Here is a 23,941-nt window from a genome sequence, read left to right on the forward strand (position 1 = left end):
AACCGCTCCCTAGGCCTGCACGGGCCGTGGCTTGAGGTTCTGCGCCACAGACGCACTCACCATCTGCGAGATGTCCCCGCCGAGCTGCGAGATTTCGCGCACCAGCGTGCTGGAGATGCACTGCAGATCCGCTTGCGGCAGCAAGAACACCGTTTCCACCGCGGGGTTCAGCTTGCGGTTCATCGCGGCCATCTGGGCTTCGTAATCGAAGTCGGTGAGGTTGCGGATGCCACGCACGACCGCAGTGGCGTTGTGCTGGCGGCAGAAATCCATGATGAGGCCGTCGAACGGCAGCACGCGCACCCGCCCGGGCATGCGCGAGGCGGCAACGGCTGCCATGTCCAGACGCTCCTGCAGCGTGAATCGGGTCTTCTTGTGGTGCGCGATAGCCACCGCGATGATCACGTCTTCGAACAGCTGCGAGGCGCGGCGCGCCACGTCCTCATGGCCCAGGGTGATGGGATCGAAGGTGCCGCTGTAGACCGCCACGCGGCCGTTGCCACCGGTTGAAGCAAGGGCTGAACTCATGCCGGCGATTATGCGCGAGGGGCCCCTCGCCCCGCCTCACTGCGCGGGCAATGGCCGCAACAGATGAAAGGCCACCGCGCCGGCTTTGCCTTGGCGGTGGATCTGCAGGCCCATCTGGGCCAACTCGTCCTCGCTCCAGGTGCGCGGGGCTTCCAGGTAGATCCAGCCATCGCGGCGCACCGCCTGCCGCGCGGCGGCCAGCGCGGCCATGTACAAGGCTTCGTTCTGGCCATCGCCGAAAGGCGGGTCGAGAAACACCGCGTCCACCCCCTGCCCGCTGCGCTGGCGCAATGCGGCCACCCCGTCGCCACGCTCCACGCGCACACCCGAGGCCTTGAGCTGGGTGGTGATGCGGCCGAGGTTGGCCAGCAAGGCGCTGTCCTGCTCCACCAGTACCACCTCCGTCGCGCCGCGCGAGGCAGCTTCCAGTCCGAGCGCGCCAGTGCCTGCGAAGGCGTCGATGCAACGCCAGCCGCTGAGGTCCTGCCCCAACCAGTTGAACACCGTCTCGCGCACCCGCGAGGGCGTGGGACGCAGGCCCGATTTGTCGGCCACCGGCAATTTGGTGCGCTTCCAGAGGCCGCCGATGATGCGCACCTCGTGCGGGGCGTTCGCGGCGGTGCGGGGAACTTTGGGGGTTGGCTTCTTCATGGAGGCTGCGAGCTTACGCGTTCCTCAGGGCTGCTTCGCCCCCACCACCACCGTGACCATGCGCTCGGGCTGCAAAACACGCGCAAAGGCGCGCCGGATGTCCTCGACGCGCAGGCGCTCCACCTGTTGCGTCCAGGTCTCCAGATAGTCCAGCGGCAGATCGTTCCAGGCGATGTTGGCGACGTTGTCGAGCAGCTTGCGGTTGCTGTCCAGGCGCAGCGCTTCACCGTTGATGAGGAAATCCTTCGCGGCCTGCAGCTCGGCCTCGGTCGGGCCTTGCGCCACGAACCCGCGCACCACCTCGCGCACCACGTCGACCGCCTGCGCGGCCTGATCGGGTCGCGTGGTCAGGCTGATCTGGAACGACCCGGCCTGGCGGCCGGTCACGAAATAACTGGACACGCCGTAGGTCAAGCCACGCTTCTCGCGCACCTCGTTCATGAGTCGCGAGACGAAGCCGCCGCCACCAAGCACGTAGTTGCCCACGAAGAGCGCCAGGAAATCGGGGTCGGTGCGCGGAACGCCCGGTTGGCCGATGAGCACCTGTGCCTGCGCCGCCGCGAAAGGCAGGCGTTCGTCCACGGCCTGCTTCAGCGGCTGCACCAGGGGCAGCGCCGGCAAGGCGCTGCAGCCGTGGTCCTTCACCGCCGCCATGAGCTGGTCGACGATGCGGTCGGCCTGGGCGCGGTCGATGGCGCCCACCATCGACACCTGCGCACGGCAGGCCGCGGCGTGGCGGCGGTAGAAGGCGCGCATGTCGGCCACGGAGATGGCTTTGTAGGTGCTGGCCTCGGGCCGCAGCCCATAGGGATGCGCGCCGTACACGGCCTTGGAAAACGCGCGGCTGGCATGGGTGCCCGGGCGGTTCTCGGCTTCCTTGAGTGCGGCCAGCAGGCGCTCGCGGTCGCGTTGCCACACGTGCTCGGGCCAGGCCGGCGCGGCGAGCTGGCGAGCGGCCAGCGCCACCGCGCGCTCCAGCAAATCGGGCTCGGTCAGGCTGCGCAGGCTGAGGCTGAAACGGTCCAAGGTCGATTGCGCGCCGAATTGCGCGCCGAGGTCCGCCCAGGCTTCGCTGAGTTGGTTTTCGTCCAGGGCCGGCTGGCCATTTCGAGCGGCCACGCCGCCCGACAGCAAGCCGGCCGTGACACCGGCCAGCCCTGCCCGGTCCGCCGTCTCGCGGCGGCGACCGCCGTCGAAATCGATCTGCACGTCGAGCATGGGGATCGATGGACTGGTCACGAGATGCACGCGCGCGCCACTGGCGTGCGTCCAGCGCTCGATGGGAATGGTGGCATGGGCTGCCGTGGCCATCACCGCCGCGAGCGGCCAGGCCAGCAACGCGGGACGTGCCAGGGGTTTGAGCAGGGCGAACAGATTCAGCATGGCGTGTGTGGGCTCAATGGCGCGTGAGCGCGGGGCGCTGGCCAGCGGCCGGTGCGGCTTCGCGGCGCGAGGGGTCGGGCACGAGCACGCCGGTGGTGAGCTGGTCATCGGTGAAATAGCGCTGCGCCACCGATTGCACCTGTGCTGCGGTGACGGCGCGCAAGCGTGCGATGAGACGGTCGCCCGTGTCCAGGCCCAGGCCCTGGATCCAGTAGCTGCCGAGTTCGCGCGCCTGGTAGGCCAGCGAATCGAGCTTGTAGATTTCGCCAGCGGTCCACTGCGTCTTCACGCGCCGCAACTCCGCTTCGCTGATCCCCTCGCGGGCAATGCGCGAGATCTCTGCCTTGAGTGCGGTCTCTACCGCTTCGGTGGTCACACCGGCGGCGGGCACTCCGGTCAGCATGAACAGCTGCGGCCCTCGGCCCATGAGGCCGTACGAGGAGCCCGCGCTGTCGGCGATGCGTTGGCCGCTCGCCCCGCCCTGCACCAAGGCACGGTCGAGCCGCGCGCCATCGTAGCCATCGAGCACGGCCGAGAGCACGGTCAACGCGAGTGCATCGCGGTCGGTGTCGTTGTCGACCTCGGCGCCACGCCACTGGGGCACCTTGTACGCCAATGCAATCAGCGCCTGGTCGGCCACTGCGCGGTATTCCAGGCGGCGCGGCCCGGCCTGGGGCGGCTCTTCGCGCGGTTTGCGCGCGGGCACGGCGCGCGCGGGAATCGAGCCGAAGTGTTTCTCGGCCAGCGCGCGTGTCTGCTCCACGTCCACGTCACCCGCGATCACCAGCGCGGCGTTGGCCGGCACGTACCAGCGTTGGTAGAAGGCCCGCAGGTCCTCGGGCGTCATGGCGTCGAGGTCGCTCATCCAGCCGACGTTGGGCCGGCGGTACGGGCTGGCCTGGAACACCATGGCGTTGAGCGCTTCGAACATGCGCGCGCGTGGCGACTCTTCGGTGCGTTGGCGCCGTTCTTCCTTGACCACCTCGATCTCGCGCTTGAACTCGTCGTCGGCCCACTGGTTGCGCGCGAAGCGGTCGGCCTCGAGCTGCATGACGGCCTCCAGGCGCCGCACGGGCACCTGCGTGTGGTACGCCGTGGCGTCGCGCATGGTGAAGGCGTTGTCGATGCCACCGATCGCGGCCACACGGCGCGAGAACTCACCGGGCGGCACGTCGGGCGTGCCTTTGAACATCATGTGTTCGAGTGCATGGGCCACGCCGGTGGTGCCGTCGACCTCGTCCATCGAGCCCACGCGCACCCAGAGCATCTGCACCGCCGTCGGAGCCCGCCGGTCGGGTTGCACGATGAGCGTCATGCCATTGCGCAATATGAAGCTGTGGGGCTGGTTGTCCTTGGCGGGGGGTGAGGACTGCCCCCATGCGCCTGGGGCCAGCAGACACAGCGCCATCAGAAGCGCGGGCAGACGTGTGGAGATCAAGGGCATGCGGCGTTTCATAGAATGCAATGGATTCTAGAGATGGAAAAATGTTCTCGTTCTTTCGAAAAAAGCCCCCCGCTCCCCCCGCCGAGCCCGCGCCGGATCTGACCGAGCCCCCTGCTCCCGTCCCCGAGGCACCCACGCCGCCCACGGTCGCCGCGCCGGTTGCGATGGCCGTGGCCGTGGCCGTGGCCGCGCCGCCCGAGCGCAAGGGTTGGCTCGACAAGCTCAAGTCCGGCCTGCGCAAGACCGGCTCCAGCATCGCCACGGTGTTCACCGGCACGCAGATCGACGAAGCGCTGTACGAGGAGCTGGAAGCGGCCCTGCTCATGGCCGACACGGGCGTGAAGGCCACGACCGATCTGCTGGTCGACCTCAAGCGCCGCGTGAAAGAGAACAAGACCACCGACCCGAAAGCCGTCAAGGGCCTGCTGGCCGATGCCATCACCGACCTGCTCGCGCCGCTGCAAAAGCCGCTGGTGATCGGCGAGCACAAACCCACCGTGGTCATGGTGGCCGGCGTCAACGGCGCGGGCAAGACGACCTCCATCGGCAAACTGACACGCCACTTGGCCGATGAGGGCGCGACCGTGCTGCTGGCCGCTGCCGACACCTTCCGCGCGGCCGCGCGCGAGCAGCTCGCCGTCTGGGCCGACCGCAACACGGTGGAGATCATCACCCAGCAAGGCGGCGACCCTGCGGCCGTGAGCTTCGACGCGGTCACCGCGGGCAAGGCGCGCGGGCGCGACGTGGTGCTGGTCGACACCGCCGGGCGCCTGCCCACCCAACTGCACCTGATGGAAGAGCTGCGCAAGATCAAGCGCGTGGTGCAAAAGGCCGAGGCCAGCGCGCCGCACGAAGTGCTGCTGGTGATCGATGGCAACACCGGGCAGAACGCGCTCAACCAGGTGAAGGCGTTCGACGACGCGCTGCAGCTCACCGGCCTCATCATCACCAAACTCGACGGCACGGCCAAAGGCGGCGTGCTCTGCGCCATCGCACGCGAGAAACCGGTACCGGTCTATTTCATCGGCGTGGGCGAAAAGCTCGAAGATCTCGAAACCTTCGACGCACGCGAATTCGCCCAGGCATTGCTCTCATGAACACCACCACTCTCTGGCTGGAAGCCGCGTTTCTCGGCCTGATCCAGGGCCTGACCGAGTTCCTGCCGGTCTCCTCCAGCGCCCACCTGCGCATCATCGGCCCGCTGCTGCCCTCGGGCGGTGACCCGGGCGCGGCCTTCACCGCCATCACGCAGATCGGCACGGAAGCGGCGGTGCTGCTTTATTTCCGCCACGACATCGTGCGCATCTTCCTGGCCTGGTGGGCCTCGCTCACCCAGCCCGCGAAACGGCAGGACCCGGACGCGCGCATGGGCTGGCTGATCATCATCGGCTCGGTGCCGATCGTGGTGCTGGGCCTGCTGTTCAAGGACGCCATCGAACATTCGCTGCGCAACCTGTACATCACCGCCACCATGCTGATCGTGTTCGCGGTCATCCTGGGCCTGGCCGACCGCTTCGGCCGGCGCGAGCGCCCGCTGAGCCAGCTCACCTGGGGCCACGGCCTGCTGTTCGGCCTGGCGCAGGCGATGGCGCTGATCCCCGGCGTGTCGCGCTCCGGCGGCACCATCACCGCAGGGTTGATGATGGGTTACACGCGCGAGGCGGCGGCGCGTTACTCGTTCCTGCTCGCCATTCCGGCCGTGATGGGCTCGGGCTTCTACCAGTTGCTGCGCAGCATCCAGCACGGCAGCCCCATCGCCCCCGGGCCCACCGCCCTGGCCACCTTGATCGCCTTTGGCGTGGGCTACGGCGTGATCGTGGTGTTCCTCAAGCTGGTGTCCACACGCAGCTACATGGTCTTCGTGGTCTACCGCATCCTGTTGGGCCTGCTGGTCTTCGGCTTGCTCGGTGGGGGTGTTCTGAGCGCGCTCTGAGCCCTCCATCCAGAGGCATCGAGGGACGGCTGCGCCACCGAAATGCCCCGCTCTCTCCGGCGGGCATGCCCCATCCAGAGGCATCGAGGGACGGCTGCGCCGGCCCAAGATGCCGTCCCCCCTCCAAGCGCCGAAGGCGCGCTAGAGAGGGGGGAAGCCGCGTCAGCGGCGCAGGGGGGTGTTCACTTCATCACGCTATACCAGTCGACCTTGCGCGTGGCGACCATGATCGATGCGAGCACGCCGAAGAGCAGCAGCGAGCCCATCATCAAGGCGTTGTCCTCCGACATCAGGATGCCGTAGAGCACGCCGTACAAGGCCACCAGCAGGCCGCTCATGAGCAGGCCCGGCTTCCATCCGCCCAGCACGTGCCGCAGGTAGTGCGCCAGCAACCCGATGCAGGCGGCGCTGGCCGACAGGTAGGCCGGCAGGAAGCCCAGGTGCTCGGCGATCGACAGCAACAGCAGGAAGAACAGCACCAGCGCCGCGCCAATCATGAGGTACTGCATCGGGTGGATGCGCCAGCGCTTGACCATCTCCAGCACGAAGAAGGCGGCGAACGTGAGCAGGATGAACATCGCGCCGTACTTGGTGGCGCGATCGGTCAGGCGGTAGACGTCGACCGGATCGTCCAGCGACACCGAGAAGCTTTCGGGCGTCTCGGGCCGTTCGCCGGTCTGCGCGAACTGCCGCTGCGCCTGCGTCGACAGGGACGGCACGCTCCAGGAGGCCTCGAAGCCCTGCGCGCTCACGGATCGCGTGCGCGGCAGAAAGTCACCCCCGAAGCTCGGGTGCGGCCAGCTCGACTGCAGGTGCACGCGGTTCTCGTCGGCCAGGGGCACCCAGCCGATGCGGCCCGTGCCGGCCAGTTCGAGCTGCAGCGAAAACGGCAGGACCGCGCCCGCGCGCAACTGCGCAAGGTTCAACGGCGCCACCAGAGGCAAGGGAAGGCGCTGCGCCGCGCGGGCCGGCGCCACCGCGATCGCGCGGCCCTCCACCTTGAGCTGCGGCGCGTTCAACAGGCCGCGCAGATCGCTCACGCCCAGCAGCAGGCTCGGTTGGCCCAGTGTGATCTGGCTGTTCTTTTCCTTGGGCTCCACGTCGCTCCAGACGAACTGGCCCGTGCTTTCGTTGACGCTGGTGAAGACCTTGACCGGGAACACGCCGCGCCAGCGCGTCTCGGTCTGCAGGCGGCTGCGCGTCTCCATCACGCTGGGAAAGCGGATCGCGACGTGCGACTGCGTCACCAGTTCTTCGCGCGTCTGGCCACCGTCTAGCACGACCTTGCGCAAAAAGGTTTCGGTGTATGGCACGTACAGCACCGGACCGGTGAGGGTCTGTTCGCCGGCGTGGGCGCGCGCCACGTCCTGGGTGGCGGCCTCGCGGTTCATGCTGCGTTCCTCGATGGCACCGCGCACCATCAGCAGCGGGATCGACAGCAAAAGCATCAAGAGGCCGATGACCATTACTTTGCTGAGCAGGGGATATTTGTTCAAGGCAGGCTCCGTTGTGAGAACGGGGTCAGTCTGCGTGTGCCCTGTGCAGCGGGCGTGCGCCGCCGCGGTGTTTTGTGAAACGGGCGTGAAATGCTCAGGCGGGCAGGCGCCAGCGCGCCAGGCAGCCGCGAGACTCGCTCACGTTTTCTACTCGCAACTCACCGCCATGGAGCTGGCTCACCTCCTGCACCAGACACAGCCCCAGGCCCGAACCCTTGTCCTGCCCTTCACCGCGCGGCAACGAGTAGAAGCGCTCGAAGATGCGTTCGCGCGCGTAGTCGGGAATGCCGCTGCCCTGGTCGCGCACCGACCACTCGAGCCACGCGCCATCGCGGCGCAAGCCGACCTCCAACTCACCGTGCGGCGGTGAAAAATCGATCGCGTTGTCCAGCAGGTTCTGCAAGGCCTGGCCGATCAGAAACGGATCGCCCTGCACGGTCTGGCCCTCGCCCAGTGCGTCGCGCACACGCAGCGATTTCAGGCGCAGGCGCGGCTCCAGGCGCTGCAGCAGTTCGCGCGTGAGCGCGCTCAGATTCACAGGCTCGCGCGTGACCAGGCCCTGCATTTGCTCGACATGGGCGAGGTTGAGCAACTTGTCCACCAACTGGTGCAGGCGCTCGGCCTGGCGCTGGATGTTGCCGGCGAAGCGTTGCCGGTCCTGCGCCGGCATCTCTTCCTGCAACAGCTCCGAGGCGCCGCGGATGGCCGCCAGCGGGCTCTTGAGTTCGTGCGTGAGCGTGTGCACGTAGCGCTCGACATAGGCCTTGTCTTCGAGCTGCACGCGCATGCGCTCCAGCGCCTGGGCCAGCTCGCTGAATTCGGTGCTGCCGCTCATGCGCCCGAGCACCGGCAAGGGCACGCGTTCACCGCGGGCCACCGCGTTGGCATAACCGCGCAAGCGCGACAGCGAACTGGCGATCCACCAACTGAACAGCACGCCGATACCGAGCGACAGGCCCAGCAGCACCCAGGACCAGCGCAGGATGCGCGTTTCGCTGCGCTGGATGTACGGCTCCAGGCGCGCATTGGGCCGCGAGACGCTCAAGACACCGATGACGCGATCGCCATCGCGGATCGGCGCGGCCACGTGCATCACGGTGCTGTCGGGCGCGTAGGGACTGGCCGGGCTGGAGCGTGCGCCGTATTCGCCGCGCAGCGTGCGGGCCACGTCGTTCCAGCGCGAGAAGTCCTGCCCCACGGCTTCGTGCCGGGAGTCGTAGCGCACGATGCCCTGGGCGTCGGCCACCACGATTCGGTAGTCCACGCCGTCCTTGCGAAAACCCGAGATGTTCGCGCCCGGCTGGGCATCGTTCAGGCCTTGCAAGGACTGGGCGAAGCTGCCGTTGGCGATCGCACCGGCTTTCATGTCGGGCGTGGCCAGCAAAGCCAGGGTGTAGGCCGCATCCACCAGGCTGTCTTCCATGGCCAGACGGGTGCCGGGCTTGACCTCGTCGAGCAGCACCCGCAGCACGACGAACAGGGCCAGGCCCAGCACCAGGAAAAAGCCCAGCAGCAGTCGCAGGCCGATGCGCATGGTTAGAGCCTGTTCACACTAGCCCGCCAGGCGCAGGGAATAGCCCATGTGCCGATGGGTCTGGATCACCTCGGTCTTCACACCGTGTTCGCGCAGCTTGGCACGCAGCAGCTTCACATGCGCGTCGACGGTGCGATCGGCGGTGTGCGGCGCGTCGCCCCACACCAGGTCCATGAGTTCGGTGCGCGAAAAAATGCGCTCGGGCCGGCGCATCAGCGTAGCGAGCAACAGATATTCGTAACGTGTGAGCGGCAGCAACGCATTTCCGACGCGAAAGCGTTGCGCCGCCTCGTCCAGGATGAGCCCATCAGATGCTTCGGCTGCGGTGGTCAGGACCGGGAACGGTGCCGTGGACATGGCAGCCGCACTGCGGCGCAGGATCGCGCGTACGCGGGCGCATACCTCCCGGGGCGAAAACGGCTTGACCACGTAATCGTCCGCACCCAGCTCCAGACCGAGCACGCGGTCGATCTCTTCGCTGCGCGCGGTCAGGAAGACGATGGGCAGTTCACTGGTCCTGCGCATGGTGCGGCACACCTCGAAGCCGTTGCCATCGGGCAGGCCCACGTCGAGGATGGCCAGATCGGGCGGGTTGTCCTGAAAGGCTTCGAGCGCCTGGCGGGCCAGCGCCACGTGCCGCACCTCGAAGCCCTCGCTTTGCAGCGCATAGAGCAGCGTGTCGGCAATGGCCTGTTCGTCTTCGAGCAGCAGGATGCGCTTGCGCATGGGGGTCTGGAGGGACGGATGGGGCGGTCATCTTACCTTCGCGCTCCTGGAGAAAGGGGCCTGCGCGCCGTCACAGCTGGTTACCTGCACGACGCCTGAGCACACTTTCGCTTCACACGGGCGCGGGATAATCCAGCCCCATGCTTCAAAAGCCCATCCTGCGCCGCACGGCGCTTGCCCTGGCAGTGACCGCCGCCGTGGTCGTTGCGCTCCCGGTGCCCGCGTCCACGTTCGACATGCCGTCGCTCGAGCGCATCGTCCACTACCAGCCCAAACTGCCGCTGCAGGTCTTCACCGCCGACGGCGTGGAGATCGCCCAGTTCGGCACCGAGCGGCGCGAATACATGCCAATCTCGCGCATCCCGAAACAGATGCAGCAAGCCGTGCTGGCGGTGGAAGACGCGCGCTTTCGCGAACACTCGGGCGTGGACCCCAAGGGCATGGCGCGCGCGGTGGTCGCGGCCATCACCGGCGGGCGCCGCCAAGGCGCATCGACCATCACCCAGCAGTTGGTGCGCACCATGCTGCTCACGCACCAGTTCTCGGCCGAACGCAAGGCCAAGGAAATCTGGCTGGCGCTCAAGCTCGAAGACGAGATCTCCAAGGACCGCATCCTGGAGATCTACATGAACGAGATCTTCCTGGGCCAGCGCGCATACGGCTTTGCAGCGGCTTCGCAGATCTACTTCGGCAAACCGCTGGACAAGCTCTCGTTGGCCGAGACCGCGATGCTCGCGGGGCTGCCGCAGAACCCCTATTACGCCAACCCGGTGGCCAACTTCGAACGTGCCACGCAACGCCAGCGCGTGGTGCTCGATCGCATGCGCGCCACCGAGGCCATCAACGACCAGCAACTGGCCACCGCACGCGCCGAAAAGCTCGTGATCCGCGCCCCCGGCTCGCGCAGCGTGCACGCGGCCCACGTGGCCGAAATGGCGCGCCTGGCGGTGGTGGAGCGCTTCGGCACGGAGGCCTATTCATCGGGCATCCGCGTGACCACATCCTTGCGCGCAGCGGACCAGCGCGCCGCGCACAACGCGGTGCAAAAGGGCGTGCTCGCGCTCGACCGCCGTGGCGCCTGGCGCGGCCCCGAGGATCTGGAAACGCTGCCTTCGGACAACGGTGCGGAACTCGAACGCGCGGCCGCCGAAGCCCTGAAGGACCACCGCGACGACGAGGACCTGCGCGTGGGCATCGTGCTCTCCGCCAGCCCCAAGGCGGTGCAGGTGCAGCTGGCCAGTGGCGAACGTGTGACCGTGCAGGGCGCCGGCCTGCAGTGGGTGCAACGCGCGCTCGATGCGAAGGCCAAAACCCCGGTGAAGATCGTGCGTGGCTCGATCGTGCGCGTGGTCACCACCGGCAAGACCAAAGACAAGAAGAGCGACGTGTGGGCCATTTCCCAATGGCCCGAGATCGAAGCGGCCATGGTGTCGCTCGATCCGCAGACGGGCCGCGTGCGCGCACTGGTCGGCGGCTTCGATTTCGCCAAGCAGCCGTTCAACCACGTCACGCAGGGATGGCGCCAGCCCGGCTCCGCCCTCAAGCCCTTGCTGTACTCGGCCGCGCTGGAAGCGCGCGTGATGCCTGCCACCCTGGTCGACGACCTGCCCTTCACCGCCGCCAATGGCTGGAGTCCCACCAACAGCAATGGGCAATACGAAGGCCCGATCACCCTGCGCCACGCGCTCATGAAATCGAGCAACTTGGCCAGCGTGCGTGTGCTGCAGCACACCGGCACCCGAGCGGCCCGCGACTGGACCGCACGCTTCGGTCTCGACCCGGCGCGCCAGCCCGATGATCTTTCGCTCGCTCTGGGCACGGGCAGCGTCACCCCCCTGCAGATGGCGCAGGCCTATGCCACGGTGGCCAATGGAGGCTGGCAGGTGGCGCCGGTGGTCATTGAGAAGATCACCGATGCGCAAGGCAAGGTGCTGTTCGAGGCGCCGCCTGCTGCCCCCCTGAGCGAAGAGTCGCGCGCGATTCCCGCGCGCAACGCCTTCGTGCTCGGCAGCCTGCTCAACGACGTCACGCGCTCGGGCACCGCGGCGCGCGCGCAGGCCTTGCTCAAGCGCCCGGACATCTATGGCAAGACCGGCACCACCAACGACGCGGTGGACGCCTGGTTCGCCGGCTACCAGCCCTCGTTGGCGGCCGCGGTGTGGGTGGGCTACGACAAGCCGCGCAGCCTGGGTGGTGGCGAGTCGGGTGGCCGCATCGCGCTGCCGATCTGGATCGACTACATGGGCGCCGCGCTCAAGGGCGTGCCGGTGGCGCAAACGCCCGCGCCACCGGATGGCCTGGTGCGCGAAGGTGACGACTGGCTGTATGCCGAATGGCGTGACGGCGGCTGGGTGTCGGCGATTTCGGACAGCGCGGGTGTGCAGTACCAGACCAACGTCGGCGCCGAGATCGGCAAGGTGTTCAATTCGTTTGGCGCCTGGTTGCGGGGCGAGCGCTAGATAGACATGCTTACCTGTCGCGCCGCATGGTGTGCGTGAGACGAAAGCGGCCTTCGGGGTACAAGCCAATGGCCACATAGAAACGGCCTTCGTCGCCGTCACTGTAGAGCCGGTAGATCGCGCGCAGCGCCGGGCTCTTGGGCGGCACACCCAGCACCTCGGCCACCGCCTTCGGGATCTTGCAAGCCTCCACCGTCTGCTCGATGCACTCGATCGGGCGCTGCTGCAGTTCGTTCATGAACTGCCACACCGAGCCGCGCTTGTGCCCGATCAGCGGCACCAGGCTGCGGTGCTCGGGGCGCAGGTAGAAGTCGGTCCAGGAGGCGGCCTGCTTGGTCTCTGGCGAGTCGCGGTAGGTGGCGACCTTGATCCAGGGCTCGCCCACCTCACAGCCCAGGTCGGCCGCGAGTGCGGCGTCGGCCACCACGTCTTCGGTGCTCACGTGGTGCAGTTCGGAGATGGACGAGAAGCGCAGCACGTCGCCTGCGCTGTCGGTCTGCACCAGGTACGAGCGCTGCGGGTTCTTGGCCTGCACCACGCTGCCGATGCGCGGGCGCCGCGTGACGTAGCCTTGCCGCTGCAGAGCGGCCAGCGCGGCACGGGCGGTGAAACGGCTCACGCCGTGGATCTCGCAGAGCATGACTTCCGGTGGCAAGGTGGAGCCAACAGGGTATTGACCCGATGCGATCTGCTGCTGCAAGGTTTCCGCCAGCTCAACGTAAATAGGCTTGCCCAATCTCACCCTCAATCGGTTGTTGCGCTCTGCGTTCTCCGGCTAAGCATCGCAGGCCATGATGGCATCCAGAGCGATCACGCCCTGGCCTTGGGGCAAGACGATAACAGGGTTGATGTCCATCTCCGCCAGGCGCCCGGCATGGTGCGCGGCGAACTGCGAGAGGCGCACCATTGCCTCGACGAGAGCGTCTTCATCGGCCGGCGGCTGCCCGCGAAAACCGCGCAACAGGGCGGCCGCACGCGTCATGCCGATCAGCGCGCGTGCGCGCTCCGGGCTGAGCGGGCAGGCGCCAAAGGCCACGTCCTTGAACAGTTCCACCGCCACACCGCCCAGCCCGAACATGAGCATGGGCCCGAAGGCCGGGTCGCGCTGGATGCCAAGCGCCACCTCCACGCCGCGCGGTGCCATCTGCTCAACCAGAAAGCCTTGAAAGTCCAGCTCGGGTGCACGCTGGCACATGGCCTGGGCGGCGGCCTCGGCGGCCTGCGGCGTGCCCAGGTTCAGCGCCACCAAGCCGTGTTCGCTCTTGTGTGCAATGCTGCGCGCCATGCCTTTGACCACCACTGCGCCCGACAGCTGCTGCGCCGCGGCCGCCACCTCGCTCACCGCCCGCACCACCCGCGACTCAGGCACGCGCAGCCCCAAGGCCTTGAGCAGTGCCTTGGACTGCACCTCGTCCACCAGACCGCCTGGCGCGGGCAGCGGCGGCATGCCCTCGCCAGCCATCCCGGCGGGCAGCACCGGTTGCTGCACCGCTCGCGCCTGCCCGATCATGCGGGCCGCCGCACGCAGGCTGCGCGCCACCGGCAGACCCAGGCCACGCGCGCGCTCGAAGCCCGGCTCCTGCACATAGCCCGACACCGGGATGACCATGCCCGGCTTGTCGCTCTGTCCCAGCACGTCCAGCGCCTGGTTGAGCCAGAGCTGGGAGCGCTCGTCGCGCGGTGCGCCCACGCCGACCCACAGCACCGCATCGACCGCGTCGTCTTCCAGCGCGATGGCCAAGGCATGGCGCGGCAGCTCGGGGTCGCTGAACACCGCGCCGCCCACGTCCAGCGGGTTGGACGCTTTCACGTACGACGGCAGGATCGCCTCAAGCCTGGCGAGTGTGGTCGCGGACAGCGCGGGCAACGGCACGCCGGCATCCGCGCATTCATCGGCCAGGATGGACGCTGCGCCGCCGGAGAGCGTGAACACCAGCAACCCACCCTGCCCCACCGGCCGCTTGTGTTTCCATTGCGCCAGCATCGCGGCCGAGGGCAACAGGTCTTCGCTCTCCTGCACGCGCAACACGCCGTGCTCGCGGCAGACGGTGGAGAAGATCGCGTCCGACCCGGCCAGTGCGCCGGTGTGCGACATCACCGCCTGCTGCCCCAGCTCGGACGCCCCGGCCTTGAACACGACCAGGGGTTTGCCCAATGCCTGGGCGCGCCGCGCGGCTTGCACGAACCGCTGGGGCTGTCGCAAGCCTTCGACCATCAGCGCCACCACGTCGATCTGCGGGTCGTCCAGCATGTACTCGACGGTCTCTTCCATGCCGATGTCCATGGCATTGCCCACGTGCGCATAGAGCCCCACGTCGGCACCGGCGTCTTCGCCGTTGAGCAGCAGACCGCCCATCATGGCGCCGCTCTGCGTGACCAGGCCGACACGGCCGGTGCGCGCGTGCGCCATGGATTCGAAGCTGCTGTTGTAGCCCAGGCACAAGCCGGCGGCCGGGTTGCCCGCGCCCAGACAGTTCGGGCCGAGCATGCGCATGGGCGTGTCGGCCAGCAGGGCCTTCAAGCGCTCCGCGCGCTCCACGCCTTCGGGTCCTTGCTCTTCCCAACCCGCGCTGCACACCACGACGGCTTTCACACCGGCGGCCTTGCAGTCGGCCACGGCGTTCAGGCTCATCTCGGCGCTGAGCGCGATCATGACGAGCTCGGGCACTTCGGGCAGCTCGGCCAATGAGGCGTAGCAGCGCACGCCGAACAGCGTGGGGTACTTGGGGTTGATGGGATAGAGCCCGCCCGCAAAACCGTGGCGCAGGCAGTTGCGCAACCCGCGCGAGGCTGGGGTATTGGGGCGCTCCGAGGCGCCGATGAAGGCGATCGACCGGGGATGAAACAGGGAAGACAGTCTGCCTGCGGCAGACGCCAGCATGGCGTGGTCGGTGAAGGTGTTCATGGTGGGGTGGTAGGCGCTCGGGTGAAACGGGAGGACGCACTCAGGTGCGCATGAAGCGGCGGCAGCCGTGGGAGTCCAGCGAGGACGCGAGCAGCCCCTCGTCCTCCAGAAAGTTCAGGTGCGCGATGGCCTCGCCCAGACCGAAGCCGATTTCCTCGTGGCGCAAGGCGCGGCCGAACAGCGTGGGCAGAAACTCGTAGCCCGTCATCGGGCGCTCGCAGGCTTGCAGCAGCGTGAGCAGGCGCTCTTCGTGATGCGCGCGAATCTCGTCGACCCGGGTGGCAATGCCATAGGCGGGTTGCCGGTGCGAGGGAAGCAACAGCGTGGACGCGTCAAAGCCTTCGAAGCGCTGCAACGAGGCGAGGTACGACCGCAATGGGTTCTGGTCGCCGCCCGGCCACACGGCGATGTTGGGCGTGATCTCGGGCAACACCTGGTCGCCGCCGATCAGCACCTGGCCGTCGTCACGCAACAGGCTCAGATGGTCGGGCGAATGGCCCTGGCCGATCACCGGCGTCCACCAGCGCTCGCCCAATGCCAGGGGGCGCGTGGGATCGATGTCCGCCACCTGCGCGGGCAAGGCGCACACCTGCACACCATAGCGCGGCATGTGCCGGTACAGGCCCTGTGCCACGTCGGCGGGCAGGCCGTGTTCGTTCCACAGCGGTGTGCGCTCGGCCACCACGTCGCGTGCGGGGTCGGCATAGCGGCCCGCCACCTCAAGTTCACCGCGCGTCATGAGCACCGGCGCGCCACAGCGCTCGGCCAACCAGCCGGCCAGACCGATGTGGTCCGGGTGGTGGTGCGTGACCACGATGCGGCGCAGCGTGCGGCCGGCAAACCGCGGGTGCTGGAAAACCCGCTCCCACACGGCACGGCTGGCCTCGGTGTCGATGCCGGTGTCGACCACCGACCAGCCGTCGGCCTCGGGCAACAGATACACATTGATGTGCTTGAGCGCAAATGGCAGTGGCAAGCGCAGCAGAAACACACCCTCGGCGATCTCGTGCGGCACGCCGATTTCGATGCGCGCCGCGTGGTACCGCAACGGTGGCAGCGCGTCGCGCCGCGTCCACAGCCAGGGTCCGATGGGCGAGGGCGTGGGCCGCGTGGGGGACGGCGCGTCGTGCAGCGGCTGCATTCAGAGCCCCATCTGTTTGGCAATGATGGTGCGCTGGATCTCCGACGCGCCCGCGCCGATCATGCCGATGCGCGAGTCGCGGAAGAACAGCTCCATGTCGTACTCCTTGAGCACGCCATAGCCCCCCATGATCTGCACCCCGTGGTTGGCGATCTCGAACATGGCTTCACTGGCCCAGAGTTTGGCCATGGACATTTCCTTGAAGCACGGCAAGCCTTGCTCCAGCATCCACGCCACGCGGTAGCCGAGCAGGCGCGCCACGTCGGTCTTGATCTGCATGTCGGCCAGCTTGTGCTGCACCGCCTGGAACTTGGAGATGGACTGCCCGAACTGGCGGCGCTGCTTCGCGTAGTTCATCACATAGTCGATCATGGCCTGCGAGGTGCCCGCGTACATCATGGCCACGCTCAGGCGCTCCATGCCCAGGCCGCTGTTCAGGTTGGCCCAGCCCTCGTGCAGCTGGCCCATCATGCGGGTGCGCGGTACCTTCACGTCGCGGAAGAACACCTCGTTGGTGTGCGTCGCTGAGCGACCCATCTGTTTGAGCGGGCGGATCTCGATGCCGGGCGCGTCCGCGTCCACGAGAAAAATGGTGATGCCGTGGTGCTTCTTCTCGGGTTTGCGCAGGGTGCGCGTGACCACCACGATCTGGTTCGCCACGTGGGCGTTGGTGGTAAACATCTTCTGGCCGTTGAGCACGAAGTGGTCGCCCTGCTCCTGCGCGAACAGCTCGACCGCGGCCGCATCCGACCCCACATTGGGCTCGCTGAGCGCGAAGGCCAGTTTGGTCTCGCCCGCGATCACTTTGGGCAGGAACTCCTGCTTCTGCGCCTCGGTGCCATAGGTGAGGATGTTGTAGGCGCCCAGCACCACGGTCGTGAAGTAGGCCGTGCCAGCGCCGTACCAGCCATAGCCCGCCTCTTCCAGAAATATGGCGAGCTCCATCGGCCCCAGGCCGGCGCCGCCGTACTGTTCGGGAAATGGAATCCCCATCCAGCCTTGCCGCGCCATGTTGGCGTACAGCTCGTGCGGGAAGCGGTCGTTGTCGCTGCAGGCGCGGATGTACTCGCGCGTGCATTCCTTGGCCATGAAGCGGCGCACCGATTCGCGAAACAGTTGCTGGTCTGGGGTGAAGCCGAAATCCATGGTGGGGTGTCTCCTGGTTGACGGGGCCTCAGGCCTTCGAGGCCGTGGCCTTGCGCTGCAAGAACTGCTCGACCGCAGCGCGGTGCTCGATCGAGGTGAACGATTCGCCCAGCGCGAGGGCTTCCTGCTCGAGCGTGGCCGCCAGATCGTGCTGGCGCGCGAAGTGCATCAGGTGCTTGAGGCGCGCGACGGCCGGCGCGGGCAACGAGGCCAGGTGATCGGCCCACTGCCGCGTCGCGCTGGCCAGCGCTGCGTGCTCGACCACGCGGTTCACCAGGCCGTGCTGCAACGCCGTCGCCGCGTCGATGAATTCACCGAGCAGCAACCACTCCATCGCCCGGCCCACGCCCACCACCCGCTGCAACAGGTAGGAGCAACCGAACTCGGGTGTGATGCCAAGGCGCGCGAAGGGAAAGCCGAAGCGCGCACCGTCCGAGGCGATGCGCAGGTCGCACGCCAGCGCGATCGTGGCCCCACCGCCCACGGCCAGGCCGTTGACCGAGGCGATCACCGGCTTGCCCATCGTCTGGATCGCCAGCGCCAAGGCGTTCGGCCCCTCGCGGATGCGGTCGCTCCACTGCCGGGCGTCCATCGATGCACCGCGCTGAAAGGTGTCTTCCATGTCGCCACCCGCGCAGAAGGCGTCACCCTGCCCCTGGATAACCACCACCTTCACCGCCGGGTCGTGCGCCGCGCGTTGACACAAGCACACGAGTTGGCGCGTGGTGGTGTCGCCCAGCGCATGGCGCCGCGCAGGCCGGTTGAAGGTGATCCACGCCACCGCGTTCTCGACCCCGTACAGCAGGTCGGTGATCGCCATGTCGGGTCGTGTGTTCGATTTCATATGTCCGGACAATAAATCAATCCAGACAAAATCTCAATCTTCAAAATCGTCAGACTTATAGGTGAATACGCTAGGCGAAATCGCATTGACACGCCCACGACCCGGGAATATTGTCCGCACCAGCACATGTGCATCTCAAACCCGATCCGAAGAACCTGCGGTGCATCGCGGGTGTTCTCGACCCTATCCACTGAGGAGTTGTGATGAACCGCCGTCTTGTCTTTCTCGCTTCGCTGGCCGCGCTGGCCGCCAGTCCGTTCGCGCACAGCGACGTGGCTTTCCCCAACAAAGCCGTCACCTTCGTCGTGCCGCTGGCCGTGGGTGGGGGCACCGACATCCTGGCGCGCAAGCTGGCGCAGAACCTCTCGACCTTGTGGAGCCAGTCGATCGTGGTCGAGAACGTGAGCGGCGCGAGTTCGATCATTGGCACGCAGCGCGTGGCACGCTCGCAGCCCGATGCGCACACGCTGCTGGTCACCACCAACGGCGCCATCGTGGGCAACCGTTTCCTCTTCAAATCGCTGCCTTACGATCCCGACAAAGACCTGGTGCCGGTGGCGCAGCTGGCCGACATCGACATGGTCTTGCTGGCCCACCAATCGCTGGCGGCCAAGAACCTGAAGGAACTGGTGGCGCAAGCGAGGAAGGACCCGGGCAGCGTGACCTACGCCTCCTACGGCATCGGTTCGCAGCCCCACCTGTTGATGGAGCTGTTCAACAAACGCGAAGGCATCCAGATCACGCACGTGCCCTACAAGGGCCTGGGACCTGCGCTCACGTCGGTGATGGCGGGCGAGACCATGCTCACCTTGACCGGCCGTGGCTCGGGGGACGCGGCCATTCGCTCGGGCAAGACCAAGGTGCTCAACTACAACGCCGACAAGCGCGACCCGCTGCACCCCGACGTGCCGGTGTCTGCCGAATCGGGCTACCCCTACTTCCGCGTGGCCACCTGGCACGGTGTGTTTGCACCGCGTGGCACACCCAAGGAGGTGGTGGCGAAGATCCACAAGGACATCCTCACGGTGCTCAACCAGCCGGAGTTCCGCGAGGACATGGTCAAGCGCGGCTACGGCGTGCCCACGCGCAGCCCGGACGAGTTCGCCGCCGTGATCCAGGAAGAAGTGCGCGCCACCGGGGATATGGTGAAGGCGGCGGGATTGAAGCCGGAGTAAGGCCGGCATCGGTGAGGGGGCGTTCGCCCCCCTCCAAGCGCCTCAGGCGCGCCAGAGAGGGGGAAGCCGCGTCAGCGGCGCAGGGGGTGTACCCTTCAGATCGTCGCGCCCGTCACCCGCACCACCTCGGTCCACTTCTTCAACTCATCGGCGATGAAGGCCGACGATTGCTCCGCGCTCAAGGGCAACGGTTCCATGCCCATGGCCAGCAACTTGTCGCGCGAGCCCGGATCCGAGAGGTAGGCCAGGACGCTGGCGTTGAGCCGCTTGACGATGGCGTCCGGCGTCTTGGCCGGCGCCAGCACGCCGTACCAGGCCTTGAGGTCGAACTGCGGCAGCCCCTGTTGCGCCAGGGGCACCACATCGGGCAAGGCCGGCGACGGTTGCGCAGCGGTCAAACCCAGCGCGTGCAGCTTGCCGGAACGAACGTAGGGCGCCGCGGTCGGGATGTCGGTGAACATCATGGTCAGCTGCCCACCGAGCAGATCCTGCATGGCCGGCGCACTGCCTTTGTAGGGCACGTGGATCATGTCCACCTTGGCGAGTTGCTTGAACAGCTCGCCGCTCAGGTGCTGCGAGGTGCCCGCGCCCGAAGAGCCGTACGACAACTTGCCAGGCTGGGCGCGCGCCAGGGCGATCAGCTCCTGCACGTTGCGCGCGGCCACCGTGGGGTTCACCACCAACACGTTCTTCTGCACCACCGTGGCCGACACGGCGCTGAAGTCCTTCAAGGCGTCGAAGGGCAAGCGCGGGCCGTACATGCTGGGTGCAATGCCGTGTGTGGCACTGGAGCCCATCACCAGCGTGTAGCCATCGGGCGCGCTGCGCGCCACGAATTCCGCACCGATGTTGCCGCTGGCGCCGGTCTTGTTTTCGACCACCACCGGTTGGCCGAGCTGCTCGCTGATGTGTTGCCCCAGCAGGCGCGCGAGCTGGTCGAGCGCGCCGCCGGCCGCAAACGGGTTGATCAGGCGGATCGGCCGCGCTGGATAGGCCTGGGACCAGGCCCACCCGGGCGCGAGCGCGCCGGCGGCCAGGGTTTGAATCACGTGGCGTCTTTGCATGGTTGTCTCCTGGGTCGTTGTCGAAAGGCTTGAGGTCAGAGCTTGCCCGCGTAGCTGACCTGGAACGCGGCCGCCGGGTCGCACTGGATGCCATACGGCGCGATGGGGTAACGGATGCCATTGCCCGCCAGCCAGTCCAGCCCGGTGGCGATTTCCTGCAGGTGCGAGACCTGCAGCGCGATGAGCATTTCGTCGTCCTGCACACCGCCGAACTTGCGTTCCGCAAAACAGGGAATGGCCAGGCTCGGCTCCTTGGTGGCCAGACCCGCGCCCCAGCTGTCCGCGCAGGCCGACTCGCCGGTGGTGCCGAACTGGTAGCGCACATAGCTTCGGTGCTGCAAGGCGTTGATGAGCGTGACCATCTGGCCCGGCGTGGCGTAGATCAGCACCGTGTCGGGCTTCTTCAAACGACCCGTGGCCAGCGGTGAGAGCACCACGCCCACGTACTTGCCGTGCGGCACGCGCGGCATGCTCGCCTGGTGCTCGCGCGACGCTTCGATCGTGGCGAACCACACGCCATGGAACATGCTGCCATCGAGGTACTTGGTGCCCGGCGCGTTCAGGCCCATCACGCCACCGCAGTTGCTGTTGGCCGGCACGTTCTCGTGCGTCACGCCCAGCGTCCAACCCAACCAGCGCGCCTGCCCAACGAGTTGGCACATCGACAAGCGCACACCGGCCGCAGGCCAGCGAATGCCCTTGATGCTTTTCATCTCGTCCACGGTTTCGAACAACTGCAGGGCCAGCGGCGCGGTGCGCAGACGTAGGCGCTGGGTGAGCCGGTTCACCAGGTCGTCGTAGTCGATCGCGGGGCTCTCTTCGCACACGTCATTCATGGGGCAGTCCTTGGGTGGTGTTGTCGGTGATCGGTCGTGTGGCGGCGGCCAGCAGCGCGCGGCTGGTTTCGCCCCAGCGCGGCGCGGCTTCGCAGTCGATGTCGATGAGGTCGAGGCAGCGCATCACGCTGTGGTCCACGATGTCGGCCACGCTCTGCGGCCGGTTGTAGAACGCCGGAACCGGCGGGAACACGATCGCGCCGGCCTGCGAGACGCGCAACATGCTCTCGATGTGCCCCACGTGCAGGGGGGTCTCGCGCAGCATCAGCACCACGCGGCGGCGCTCCTTCAAAGCCACATCGGCCGCGCGCGCCAGCAGCTCGCCGGTGTTGCCCCAGGCGAGGTTGGACATGGTCTTGATCGAGCACGGTGCGATCACCATGGCATGGATGCGAAACGAGCCCGAGGAGATCGACGCGCCGATGTCCACGCTGGAATGCACCACGTCTGCCAGCGCTTCCACCTGCTCGATCGACATCGAGGTTTCCAGCTGCATCGTCTGGCGCGCCGAGCGGCTGACCACCAGGTGCGTTTCCACATCGGGCACCGCGCGCAGCATCTCCAGCAAGCGGATGCCATAGGCGCTGCCGCTGGCCCCGGAGATGCCGACCACGACGCGCCGCCTGACGCTGGCACGGGTCGCCGTCATTCGACGCTGACCTTGAAGCTGACCTGCCCCCAACTGCCGTTGCAGAAACCCGCGTCCTGGCAGCTGAAGGAGTTGAACCACATGCCGTCGGGATTCAAGCCTTCGGTGATGCGGTCGTGCGCCATCGCGGCGTGAATGGTCATGGGCGCCACGGCGTAGATGCAGACGTTGCAGGACTTCACCACACCGGCCGCACTCACCTCGATGCGGTCGCCTTCCTTGAAGCCGGCTGCGCAACCATGGCTGGCCACGACGGTGGCGACCACGGTGCGGCGGTTGGCCTCCGGCAGAGCTTCGGCGGCACGGCGGCGGCGGTCGTCGGCGCGAAACTCGGCCATCTGCTCGTCGGTGTAGCCCATGTTCCCCTGGAACTTGTCCCAGTTGAACGGCTTGGCTGGCTTTGAGGGGTTGGAGGGATCGCTCATGTGCTTGCCTTTCGGGTTGCGGATGCGTCGGCCGACGCGGGACGGGTTCAGTAGCGGCGCGCGAGCAGCGACGAGACGTAGTCGGGCTGGCGCGCGCGCAGTTGGGCGGCGGCCTCGGCGCCGATCCAGTCTTCGATCGCCACGTTCTCGAACACGCCACGCTGGTAGCGGTCCGATTTGGTGAAGGGCGCGGTGGCGTCGATGTAGACCTTGCGCCCGGTGCCGGCGGCATCGCCCTCGGCCAGCATGCCGCTGACCTTGGCGCGCGGCGAGAGCATGAGGCCCTCGCGCATGTCGGAGCGGGTGATCACGGCCCACATCACGTCGTCGGCGTTGGTCAGATCGATGTCGTGGTCCACCGCGATCACCCAGCCCAGATCGGAGTGGGCCGAGAGCGCGCCGAAAGCCAGGTTGTTCTGCAGGCCCTCGTCGCGAAAGCTCTTGCGGTTGATGCGGATCACCACGCCCAGGCAACCGCGCATGCCCTGCAACACGTGGCAGGTGTCGAACACGCGCGGGCTGATGCGCTGGCACGCGTCGAACACCGAGGCTTCGGCCGGCAGCGCCATCAGGTTGGTGGTCTCGGCGTTCACCGCCAACGGGAACCAGTACACCGGGTTGTGCCGGTGGGTGATGGCGGTCACGTTGAATTCCCACACGCGCCAGGCCCGCCCCATGTAGCCCCCGGCCTCGGGCATCATGCCTTTCTCGCCGTCCTTGCCCGAGTCTTCTTCGGAGGTCAGCCGGTCGGTGTCGATGTAGCCCTCCAGCACGTACTCGGCTTCGGCCAGGCTCCAGGCTCCTTCTTGGGTCTTGCAAGGCGCTACTTCCACCGCCTGCCCTTGCAGGGCGCCGCCCATGCCGAGTTCGTCGTAGCCCAGGGGCGTCAAGGTCTGTTGGGTGCTGCCAGAGCAGGCCAACAGCACCGCCGGACTGGCGCCGATGTTCACGCTGATGGGAATGTGCCGCTCGCCACGCGCGCGCAACTTGCGCGCGATCTCCAACAAATGGCGGCCCGCCTGAATCGTGATGCAGGTGAGGTTCGGGCCCAGCACGCGCATGCGGTGGTAGGAGCCGTTGAAGGCGCCGGTGTCGGGGTCGCGCACCAGGGCCAGGCCGCCGGTGATGACGCAGCCCGCGTCGTCCTTGGTCTGCTGCGCCAGGGGCAAGGTTTTGAACAGGTCGATGCCGCTTGTGATCACGTTCTGCTGGCTCGCGGCTTGGTCCGTGATGCGCGAGGGAATCGGGTTCAGCGCGGCGTGTGCGATGCGGCGCGGCAGATCCACCGCCTCGACACCGCACCAGCGCGCAATGCGCTTGCGGTCAGAGAACACGTTGGTGACGATGCGTTGGCCTTCATGGCCGCGCAATCTGTCGAACACCACCACCGGGCCCGCATCGGTGGTGCGCGCAATGGCAGCCACTTCGAGGTAGGGATCGGCCTCGCGCGTGATGCGCAGCAGATCGTCGTGGGCCTGGGCTTCTTCAATCGCAGCCGAGAGGCTGGTCACACCTTGCATGTCGTCTCCGTCAGTATTTAATTGTCCGGACTATACAAGTTGAAAAAAGCTTGTCAATGGGGCGAACGCGCGCCTGGAAGCG

General features: G+C 67.3%; 21 protein-coding genes. 4 read left to right on the plus strand and 17 right to left on the minus strand.

The features are described 5' to 3' along the window. Positions 1-9 precede the first annotated feature (9 nt). The 4 genes from coaD to F9K07_RS20390 are packed head-to-tail and all read right to left on the minus strand — an operon-like array spanning position 10 to position 4,006. Positions 10-528: a pantetheine-phosphate adenylyltransferase gene (coaD, locus tag F9K07_RS20375; RefSeq protein ID WP_159595160.1), complete on the minus strand. Its 519-nt coding sequence runs from the start codon at positions 526-528 to the stop codon at positions 10-12. A gap of 36 nt (positions 529-564) precedes the next feature. After that, positions 565-1,179: a 16S rRNA (guanine(966)-N(2))-methyltransferase RsmD gene (gene rsmD / locus F9K07_RS20380; protein ID WP_159595161.1), complete on the minus strand. Its 615-nt coding sequence runs from the start codon at positions 1,177-1,179 to the stop codon at positions 565-567. A 24-nt stretch (positions 1,180-1,203) separates the two neighbouring features. Further along, on the minus strand, positions 1,204-2,562 hold the full coding sequence (locus tag F9K07_RS20385; protein ID WP_159595162.1) for a M16 family metallopeptidase: 1,359 nt from the start codon (positions 2,560-2,562) through the stop codon (positions 1,204-1,206). A 13-nt stretch (positions 2,563-2,575) separates the two neighbouring features. After that, a complete protein-coding gene (locus F9K07_RS20390; protein ID WP_159595163.1) occupies positions 2,576-4,006 on the minus strand; it encodes a M16 family metallopeptidase in 1,431 nt (476 codons plus the stop codon). Between the two features lie 41 nt (positions 4,007-4,047). Here F9K07_RS20390 and ftsY point away from each other — a divergent pair, with 41 nt between their 5' ends. Both ftsY and F9K07_RS20400 read left to right on the plus strand, forming a co-directional pair. Further along, the gene (ftsY, locus tag F9K07_RS20395) at positions 4,048-5,103 is read left to right on the plus strand and encodes a signal recognition particle-docking protein FtsY (protein WP_159595164.1); all 1,056 of its coding nucleotides are present in this window, start codon (positions 4,048-4,050) and stop codon (positions 5,101-5,103) included. Then, positions 5,100-5,939 carry an undecaprenyl-diphosphate phosphatase gene (locus tag F9K07_RS20400; protein WP_159595165.1) on the plus strand — a complete coding sequence of 280 codons (840 nt, stop codon included), beginning with the start codon at positions 5,100-5,102 and terminating at the stop codon, positions 5,937-5,939. Before ftsY ends, F9K07_RS20400 begins: the two co-directional genes overlap by 4 nt. Before the next feature lie 182 nt (positions 5,940-6,121). On the opposite strand, the gene creD is transcribed toward F9K07_RS20400, so the two are convergent. From creD to creB, 3 genes are all read right to left on the minus strand, one after another. Continuing rightward, a complete protein-coding gene (gene creD, locus F9K07_RS20405; protein ID WP_159595166.1) occupies positions 6,122-7,435 on the minus strand; it encodes a cell envelope integrity protein CreD in 1,314 nt (437 codons plus the stop codon). Between the two features lie 94 nt (positions 7,436-7,529). Continuing rightward, positions 7,530-8,969 (minus strand): two-component system sensor histidine kinase CreC, encoded by a 1,440-nt coding sequence (gene creC, locus F9K07_RS20410; protein WP_159595167.1) that lies wholly within the window; start codon positions 8,967-8,969, stop codon positions 7,530-7,532. An 18-nt stretch (positions 8,970-8,987) separates the two neighbouring features. After that, positions 8,988-9,695: a two-component system response regulator CreB gene (gene creB, locus F9K07_RS20415; protein WP_159595168.1), complete on the minus strand. Its 708-nt coding sequence runs from the start codon at positions 9,693-9,695 to the stop codon at positions 8,988-8,990. A 140-nt stretch (positions 9,696-9,835) separates the two neighbouring features. Here creB and F9K07_RS20420 point away from each other — a divergent pair, with 140 nt between their 5' ends. Continuing rightward, positions 9,836-12,154, plus strand: a complete 2,319-nt coding sequence (locus F9K07_RS20420; RefSeq protein WP_159595169.1) for a penicillin-binding protein 1A — start codon at positions 9,836-9,838, stop codon at positions 12,152-12,154. A gap of 10 nt (positions 12,155-12,164) precedes the next feature. On the opposite strand, the gene F9K07_RS20425 is transcribed toward F9K07_RS20420, so the two are convergent. From F9K07_RS20425 to F9K07_RS20445, 5 genes are read right to left on the minus strand one after another with little or no spacing between them, the layout of a single operon-like run. After that, complete coding sequence (locus F9K07_RS20425; RefSeq protein WP_159595170.1) at positions 12,165-12,890, minus strand: GntR family transcriptional regulator; 726 nt, start codon at positions 12,888-12,890, stop codon at positions 12,165-12,167. A gap of 39 nt (positions 12,891-12,929) precedes the next feature. Then, on the minus strand, positions 12,930-15,059 hold the full coding sequence (locus tag F9K07_RS20430) for an acetate--CoA ligase family protein (RefSeq protein ID WP_159595171.1): 2,130 nt from the start codon (positions 15,057-15,059) through the stop codon (positions 12,930-12,932). Positions 15,060-15,099: 40 nt separating this feature from the next. Beyond that, the gene (locus tag F9K07_RS20435) at positions 15,100-16,200 is read right to left on the minus strand and encodes an MBL fold metallo-hydrolase (RefSeq protein ID WP_159595172.1); all 1,101 of its coding nucleotides are present in this window, start codon (positions 16,198-16,200) and stop codon (positions 15,100-15,102) included. Then, complete coding sequence (locus F9K07_RS20440) at positions 16,201-17,346, minus strand: acyl-CoA dehydrogenase family protein (RefSeq protein WP_159595173.1); 1,146 nt, start codon at positions 17,344-17,346, stop codon at positions 16,201-16,203. It lies immediately after the preceding gene. 28 nt (positions 17,347-17,374) lie between these two features. Next, a complete protein-coding gene (locus F9K07_RS20445) occupies positions 17,375-18,190 on the minus strand; it encodes an enoyl-CoA hydratase/isomerase family protein (RefSeq protein WP_159595174.1) in 816 nt (271 codons plus the stop codon). A gap of 203 nt (positions 18,191-18,393) precedes the next feature. On the opposite strand from F9K07_RS20445, the gene F9K07_RS20450 reads away from it, so the two are divergent. Next, complete coding sequence (locus tag F9K07_RS20450) at positions 18,394-19,365, plus strand: Bug family tripartite tricarboxylate transporter substrate binding protein (protein ID WP_159595175.1); 972 nt, start codon at positions 18,394-18,396, stop codon at positions 19,363-19,365. A 95-nt stretch (positions 19,366-19,460) separates the two neighbouring features. On the opposite strand, the gene F9K07_RS20455 is transcribed toward F9K07_RS20450, so the two are convergent. From F9K07_RS20455 to F9K07_RS20475, 5 genes are read right to left on the minus strand one after another with little or no spacing between them, the layout of a single operon-like run. Beyond that, positions 19,461-20,429: a Bug family tripartite tricarboxylate transporter substrate binding protein gene (locus tag F9K07_RS20455; RefSeq protein WP_159595176.1), complete on the minus strand. Its 969-nt coding sequence runs from the start codon at positions 20,427-20,429 to the stop codon at positions 19,461-19,463. Between the two features lie 35 nt (positions 20,430-20,464). Continuing rightward, positions 20,465-21,265 (minus strand): DUF169 domain-containing protein, encoded by an 801-nt coding sequence (locus tag F9K07_RS20460; protein ID WP_236581382.1) that lies wholly within the window; start codon positions 21,263-21,265, stop codon positions 20,465-20,467. Beyond that, on the minus strand, positions 21,258-21,914 hold the full coding sequence (locus F9K07_RS20465; RefSeq protein WP_159595177.1) for a UbiX family flavin prenyltransferase: 657 nt from the start codon (positions 21,912-21,914) through the stop codon (positions 21,258-21,260). Before F9K07_RS20465 ends, F9K07_RS20460 begins: the two co-directional genes overlap by 8 nt. Then, complete coding sequence (locus tag F9K07_RS20470; protein WP_159595178.1) at positions 21,911-22,339, minus strand: hypothetical protein; 429 nt, start codon at positions 22,337-22,339, stop codon at positions 21,911-21,913. Before F9K07_RS20470 ends, F9K07_RS20465 begins: the two co-directional genes overlap by 4 nt. 47 nt (positions 22,340-22,386) lie before the next feature. Then, positions 22,387-23,859, minus strand: a complete 1,473-nt coding sequence (locus tag F9K07_RS20475) for a UbiD family decarboxylase (protein ID WP_159595179.1) — start codon at positions 23,857-23,859, stop codon at positions 22,387-22,389. Positions 23,860-23,941: the final 82 nt, after the last annotated feature.

The organism is Hydrogenophaga sp. BPS33 (genome assembly GCF_009859475.1).
In the GTDB taxonomy this organism is placed as follows: domain Bacteria; phylum Pseudomonadota; class Gammaproteobacteria; order Burkholderiales; family Burkholderiaceae_C; genus Hydrogenophaga.

Excerpts from the sequence above, each read along its gene's own strand:
- coaD (WP_159595160.1), bottom strand. The coding sequence starts at position 528 with ATGAGTTCAGCCCTTGCTTCAACCGGTGGCAACGGCCGCGTGGCGGTC.
- rsmD (WP_159595161.1), bottom strand. The coding sequence starts at position 1,179 with ATGAAGAAGCCAACCCCCAAAGTTCCCCGCACCGCCGCGAACGCCCCG.
- F9K07_RS20385 (WP_159595162.1), bottom strand. The coding sequence starts at position 2,562 with ATGCTGAATCTGTTCGCCCTGCTCAAACCCCTGGCACGTCCCGCGTTG.
- F9K07_RS20390 (WP_159595163.1), bottom strand. The coding sequence starts at position 4,006 with ATGCCCTTGATCTCCACACGTCTGCCCGCGCTTCTGATGGCGCTGTGT.
- ftsY (WP_159595164.1), top strand. The coding sequence starts at position 4,048 with ATGTTCTCGTTCTTTCGAAAAAAGCCCCCCGCTCCCCCCGCCGAGCCC.
- F9K07_RS20400 (WP_159595165.1), top strand. The coding sequence starts at position 5,100 with ATGAACACCACCACTCTCTGGCTGGAAGCCGCGTTTCTCGGCCTGATC.
- creC (WP_159595167.1), bottom strand. The coding sequence starts at position 8,969 with ATGCGCATCGGCCTGCGACTGCTGCTGGGCTTTTTCCTGGTGCTGGGC.
- creB (WP_159595168.1), bottom strand. The coding sequence starts at position 9,695 with ATGCGCAAGCGCATCCTGCTGCTCGAAGACGAACAGGCCATTGCCGAC.
- F9K07_RS20420 (WP_159595169.1), top strand. The coding sequence starts at position 9,836 with ATGCTTCAAAAGCCCATCCTGCGCCGCACGGCGCTTGCCCTGGCAGTG.
- F9K07_RS20430 (WP_159595171.1), bottom strand. The coding sequence starts at position 15,059 with ATGAACACCTTCACCGACCACGCCATGCTGGCGTCTGCCGCAGGCAGA.
- F9K07_RS20435 (WP_159595172.1), bottom strand. The coding sequence starts at position 16,200 with ATGCAGCCGCTGCACGACGCGCCGTCCCCCACGCGGCCCACGCCCTCG.
- F9K07_RS20440 (WP_159595173.1), bottom strand. The coding sequence starts at position 17,346 with ATGGATTTCGGCTTCACCCCAGACCAGCAACTGTTTCGCGAATCGGTG.
- F9K07_RS20445 (WP_159595174.1), bottom strand. The coding sequence starts at position 18,190 with ATGAAATCGAACACACGACCCGACATGGCGATCACCGACCTGCTGTAC.
- F9K07_RS20450 (WP_159595175.1), top strand. The coding sequence starts at position 18,394 with ATGAACCGCCGTCTTGTCTTTCTCGCTTCGCTGGCCGCGCTGGCCGCC.
- F9K07_RS20455 (WP_159595176.1), bottom strand. The coding sequence starts at position 20,429 with ATGCAAAGACGCCACGTGATTCAAACCCTGGCCGCCGGCGCGCTCGCG.
- F9K07_RS20460 (WP_236581382.1), bottom strand. The coding sequence starts at position 21,265 with ATGAATGACGTGTGCGAAGAGAGCCCCGCGATCGACTACGACGACCTG.
- F9K07_RS20465 (WP_159595177.1), bottom strand. The coding sequence starts at position 21,914 with ATGACGGCGACCCGTGCCAGCGTCAGGCGGCGCGTCGTGGTCGGCATC.
- F9K07_RS20470 (WP_159595178.1), bottom strand. The coding sequence starts at position 22,339 with ATGAGCGATCCCTCCAACCCCTCAAAGCCAGCCAAGCCGTTCAACTGG.
- F9K07_RS20475 (WP_159595179.1), bottom strand. The coding sequence starts at position 23,859 with ATGCAAGGTGTGACCAGCCTCTCGGCTGCGATTGAAGAAGCCCAGGCC.